This window comes from Streptomyces sp. NPDC060194 (genome assembly GCF_042728285.1).
Taxonomy (GTDB): domain Bacteria; phylum Actinomycetota; class Actinomycetes; order Streptomycetales; family Streptomycetaceae; genus Streptomyces.
On sequence record NZ_JBHWZH010000232.1, the window covers coordinates 1 to 5,582 of the forward strand.

General features: G+C 76.8%; 5 protein-coding genes. All 5 read left to right on the forward strand.

What is annotated here, in order from left to right:
- Positions 1 to 1,767 (forward strand): murein biosynthesis integral membrane protein MurJ (gene murJ, locus ACFWEG_RS27985; RefSeq protein ID WP_387220622.1); only part of this gene is annotated, 1,767 nt, incomplete at its 5' end.
- A complete protein-coding gene (locus ACFWEG_RS27990; protein WP_387220625.1) occupies positions 1,670 to 2,458 on the forward strand; it encodes a polysaccharide deacetylase family protein in 789 nt (262 codons plus the stop codon). The genes murJ and ACFWEG_RS27990, both read left to right, overlap by 98 nt.
- A complete protein-coding gene (locus ACFWEG_RS27995; RefSeq protein ID WP_387220628.1) occupies positions 2,455 to 3,639 on the forward strand; it encodes a glycosyltransferase in 1,185 nt (394 codons plus the stop codon). Before ACFWEG_RS27990 ends, ACFWEG_RS27995 begins: the two co-directional genes overlap by 4 nt.
- Positions 3,640 to 3,646: 7 nt before the next feature.
- Positions 3,647 to 4,300, forward strand: a complete 654-nt coding sequence (locus ACFWEG_RS28000; protein ID WP_387220630.1) for a lipopolysaccharide biosynthesis protein — start codon at positions 3,647 to 3,649, stop codon at positions 4,298 to 4,300.
- Positions 4,301 to 4,428: 128 nt separating this feature from the next.
- Positions 4,429 to 5,544, forward strand: a complete 1,116-nt coding sequence (locus ACFWEG_RS28005; RefSeq protein WP_387220633.1) for a GNAT family N-acetyltransferase — start codon at positions 4,429 to 4,431, stop codon at positions 5,542 to 5,544.
- Positions 5,545 to 5,582: the final 38 nt, after the last annotated feature.

The window sequence follows — 5,582 nt, forward strand, 5'->3', positions numbered from 1 at the left end:
GCCACCGTCCGCCTCGCGCCCGGCCGGCACCGGGCCGCCGGCCGCGGCCTGCGCCGCCGGCTGCGCGCCCGCGCGGCGTCCCGCAGGTCGTCCGCCGCCCCCGCCCAGGGCCAGCGCTTCCTCGCCCGGGCCGCGCTGCTGACCGCCGCGCTCACCGCGGCCGGCGCCGTCCTCGGGCTCGCCCGCGACCAGACGCTCGCGCACCTCTTCGGGGCCGGCCGGGACACCGACGCGTTCCTCGTCGCCTGGACCGTCCCGGAGTTCGCCTCGACGCTGCTCATCGAGGAGGCGATGGCGCTGCTGCTGGTCCCGGCGTTCAGCCGGGCGCTGGCCCGGCGGGGCGCGGCCGGGGCGGCGAAGGGCGACCCGGTACGGCAGCTGCTGCGCACCACGCTGCCCCGGCTCGTGCTGTCCACCGGGGCGGTGGCCGCGCTGGTCGTGGTCGCGGCCCCGCAGCTCGTCGACCTCCTCGCGCCGGGCCTGGACGGCATGGCGCACCACGATTTGGCCGTCGACTGCACCCGCCTGACCGCCACCTGCGTCTTCACGTTCGCGCTCACCGGGTACTTCAGCGCCGCCCTGCGCGCGCACGGCCGCTACCTCTCCCCCGCCGTCATCTACGTCGCCTACAACATCGGCATCATCGGCACCCTGGTGGTCGCCGGCCCGGTGTGGGGGGTGCGGGCGGCGGCGGCCGGGGTGGCGATCGGCGGGCTGCTCATGGTGGTCGTGCAGGTGCCGTCGCTGTGGCGGGTGCTGCGGACCGCGCACGGCGGCGGGTCCCTCCCGGCCGCGAGCGCGCCGCCGGACCGCGGCCAGGCCGGGCTCGCGCTCGCGCTGATGGCGCCGGTCGTCGTCTTCGCCGTCACCCGGCAGTCGCAGGTGCTCGTCGAGCGGTTCCTCGCGTCGCCGCTCGTCGAGGGCGCGATCTCGCACCTGAACTACGCGCAGAAGGTCGCGCAGATCCCGATGGTGCTCTCGCTGATGCTCGTCACGGTCAGCTTCCCCGTCGTCGCCCGCGAACTCGCCGCCGGGCGGCGGGCGGAGGCGCAGCGGCGGATGGAACGCGACCTGGTCACCGCGGCGATGACCGTCCTCGTCGGGGCGTCCGTGGTGATCGCGACCGCCCCGCAGATCGTCGAACTCCTCTTCCAGCGGGGTGCGTTCGACGCCGAGGACACCCGTGCCACCGCCGTCGTCATGCGGGTGTACGCGCTCGGGCTGCTCGGTCAGACGCTCGTCGGGGCGCTGGTGCGCTGCTACTTCTCCGCGGCCCGGCCGCTGTGGTTCCCGGCCCTGGCGATGCTCGCCGGGGTGGCCGTCAACATCGCCGCCGGGGTGGCCGCCGCCGACCGCTTCGGCGCGGCCGGTCTCGCCGCGGCGAACGCGCTCGGGATCACGGCGACCGCCGTCCTGCTGCTCGGCGGCATCCGCCGCAAGGGCGTCCCGCTGGCCACCGGCACGGTCCTGATGTCGTTGGTGAAGCTGACCGCCGCCGCGGCGGCCGCGACGGCGGCGGGGTGGTGGGTGGCGTCCGCGCCGCTCGGCCCGCTCGCCGCCGTCGTCCTCGCCGCGCTCGCGGTCGTGCCGGTGTTCGTCGTCTCCGCCGCCGCCCTGCGCGCCGCGGAGGTCCTCTCCCTGCTCTCGTCCCTGTCCCGAAGGCTGCCTCATGTCGACACGAACCCGCCGCCTGGTCGATGCGATCTTCCCGGTGCCCCGCGCGCCGCTGTGGATCGGGATGTACCACTCGATCGGCGACCCGGCTGACGACCCCTACCGGGTCACCGTCTCCCCCACCCGCTTCGAACGCCAGCTGCGCTGGCTGCGCGACCAGGGGCTGCGCGGGGTGAGCATGCGCGAGCTGCTCGCCGCGCACGCCGCCGGCGCCGCCCGCGACCTCGTCGGCCTCACCTTCGACGACGGCTACCGCGACTTCGAGACCACCGCCCTGCCGCTCCTGCGCGCCTACGACTGCACGGCCACCGTCTTCGTCCTGCCCGGGCTGCTCGGCCGGGACAACGTCTGGGACGCCGAGGGCCCCCGCAAGCCGCTCCTGGACGCCGCCGGCATCCGCCGGATCGCGGACGCCGGCATCGAGGTCGGCTCGCACGGCCTGCACCACGTCTCGCTGCCGGACGCCGACGACGCCGCCCTGCGCGCGGAGACCGCGGAGAGCCGCGAGGCCGTCGCCGCCCTGTCAGGCGAGGAGGTGACCGGCTTCTGCTACCCCTACGGCCACCTCGACGCCCGCTGCGTCCGCGCCGTCCGCGACGCCGGGTACACCTACGCCTGCGCCGTCGACCCCGGCGGCCTGTCCAGCCTCCTCGCCCTGCCGCGCGCGCACGTCGACCAACGGGACAGCGCTATGCGGCTGTTCGGAAAGCACGTCCTGCACGGTCTGCGGCGGAGCACCCCCGTCGGCCTGACGCCGGCCCGGCAGACGGCGGGCCGCTCATGAAGGTCCTGCAGATCATCACCGGTCTCGGCATCGGCGGCGCCGAGCAGCAACTCCGCCTTCTGGTAGGCCGGTTGGACGCCGAGACGCACGTCGTCACCCTCACCGCGCCCGGCGCCGTCGCCGACGGGCTGCGCGCCGACGGCATCCCCGTCACCCATCTCGGCATGCGCGGCAACCGAGACCTGGCCGCCCTCCCCCGCCTGGTGCGGATCATCCGCGACGGCGGCTACGACGTCGTCCACACCCACCTCTACCGGGCCTGCCTCTACGGCCGGATCGCCGCCCGCCTGGCCGGGGTCCGGGCCGTCGTCGCCACCGAGCACTCCCTCGGCGACGACCAGATCGAGGGCCGCCCGCTGTCCGCCGGCACCCGCGCGCTGTACCTGGCGGGCGAGCGGCTCGGCCGCCGCACGGTGGCGGTCTCCGCCTCCGTCGCCCGCCGCCTGGAGGACTGGGGCGTACCCGGCGACCGGATCACGACGATCCCGAACGGCATCGACGCCGCCCGGTTCGCGTACGACCCCGCCGCCCGGTTCGCGGCCCGGCAGCGGCTGGGGATCCCGGCCGAGGCGTTCGTGGTCGGCGGGGTCGGGCGGCTCGCCCCCGGCAAGCGGTTCGACACCGTGATCCGCGCCGTCGCCGCCGTGCCCGACGCCCGGCTCGTGCTGGTCGGCGAGGGCGACGAGCGCGCCCGCCTCCTCGACGCGGCCCGTCGCAGCGGGGTCGCCGACCGGGTGCTGCTGACCGGCGCCTGCGTCGACCCGGCCCCCGCCGACGCACCCCCGGGCAGCGACCTGCCCGCCCTGCTCGCCGCGATGGACGTCCTCGTCTCCAACTCCCCCGACGAGGCCTTCGGCCTTGCGGTCGTCGAGGCGCTCGCCGCCGGGCTGCCCGTCCTCTACGCCGCCTGCCCCGCCATCGCCGACCTGCCCCCGGGGGCCGTCCCCGGGGCCTACCGAATCAGCGGCGACACCGCCGAACTGGCGCACCACCTGCGCGAGTTGAATCTCTCCTGCCCCGCCGGCCGCCCGGTCGCCGAGGCCGTCGGGCGGTACGACATCGCCCGCACCGCGCGGCAGCTGGCCGCCGTGTACGAGGACGTGCTGGACCCGGCACGGCCCGCCGATCTGCCCCACCAGTCCACCCCGGCGGACCTCCCGTCCGTCACCCCATCGAAGTGAGGTAGTCATGTCCCGGGAAACGAACCCGGCGCCGCGCCCGCTCGCCCGCCTGACCGCAGTCCTCCCCCGCCCCGCGCTGTGGCTGCTGCCGTGCGCCGTGATCGCGGGCGCGCTCGCGGGCCTCGTCTACGGCTCGGTCAAGGCCCCGCAGTACGCGGCCACCTCGTACGTCGTCGTGGTTCCCGACGCGAAGAAGGACCCCGCGGCCGCACTCGGCTTCGCGCAGGCCTACGGCCGGGTCGCGGTGGACGTCGCCGTCGAGGGCGGGGCCGCGGGCGACGCCGACGTCTCGCGCCGGACGCTGCGGGACGGTGTGACGGCGGCGACCTCGCCGGACGCCCCGATGATCTCCCTGACCGCCCGCTCGACCAGCGCCGCCACCGCGGTCGCGATGGCCGACAGCGCGGCCTCCGCGCTGGTGGAGAAGAGCGCGGCGACCAAGAAGACCACTGGCGTCGAGGTGCTCGGCTTCTCCCGCGCCGGCACCCCGTCCGCGCCGGCCTCCCCCTCCGCGGCGGTCGCGGCCCTGGTGGGCGGCTGCGCGGCCGGGCTCCTCGCGGGCCTCGCCCTGCTCGTCCGCCCGCGGCGCTCCGCGCCGGGCGCCTACGCCCCGGTCCCCGCCCCGGCCTCGGCCGCACTCCCCCAGAAGGAGCCCGTGTGACCAGTCCCGCCCGCGCCACCTCCGCAGGCCCCGGCGGCGAGCCGTCGTCGCCGTCCGCGTCCTCGACGCCGTTCACCTCGTCCGTACCGGCCGCACCCGGCCTCGGGCGGAGCGCCCGGCCCACCGGCCTGCCCTGCGCCGGCCACCCCGGCCCGTCCGGCCTCACCGCCACGGTCTGCCGCGACACCGACGAGTTCGGCCGGCTCGCCGCCGAGTGGACCGCGCTGCACCGGCGGTGCGCCACCGCCACCCCGTTCCAGTCCCACGCCTGGCTCCACTCCTGGTGGCTCTCCTACGGCACTCCGGGCCGGCTCCGCCTGGTCCTGGTCCGACGCGACGGCGTCCTCGTCGCCGTCGCCCCCCTGCACCGCACCGGCGGCCCGCTCCCGAGGCTCACCCCGCTCGGCGGGGCGATCACCGACTTCTCCGACGTCCTCATCGCCGACGACTGCCCCGAGGCGCTGCCCTCCCTGACGGACGCGCTCGCCGACCTCGCGCGCACGGCCGTCGTCGAGTTCCGCGAGGTGCGCCCCGACGCGGCCGTCCACCGCGTCCGCGCTCTGTGGCGCGGGCCGAGCCGGGTGCTGCCCGACTCGGTCTGCATGGAGCTGCCGGCGCTGCCCATGGACCGGCTCGTCGAGCTGATGCCGTCGTCCAAGGCCCAGCGGACCCGGGCCAAGGTCCGCAAGATCGACGCGGCCGGCATCGACCGCCGCCCGGTCGACGCCGGCGACGTGCCCGCCGCCCTGCGGCGGCTGCTGGCCCTCCACCGCCGCCAGTGGCAGGGCCGCGGGGTCACGCCCGAGCACCTCACCGACCGGTTCGCCGCCCACCTGGAGCGGTCGGCGACCGCGATGGTCGCCGACGGCGGCGCGGCGATGACCGAGTTCAGCATCGACGGCGAGCTCGTCGCCGCCGACCTGACCCTCCTCTCCCCCACCCTCTCCGGCGGCTACCTCTACGGCGCCGACCCGGTGCTGCGCAGCCTCAAGGTCGACGTGGCGACGCTCCTGCTGCGCAACAACGCCGAAGAGGCGAGCGCGGCCGGCCGCACGACGCTGAGCATGCTGCGGGGCGCGGAGCCGTACAAGAACCAGTGGTACCCGCAACTCGTGCGCAACCAGCGGCTGTTGCTGGCCCGGCGGCCGTACGCCCCGGCCGTCGAGCTGCTCGCGGCGAAGGTCCGCGGCCGGATCTGGGCGCGCGACACCGTCCGCGGGTGGCAGGCGCGGCGCCAGGGCTGAACACGGACGGACCGCCGGCCCCCTCCCGAGGAGGGGGC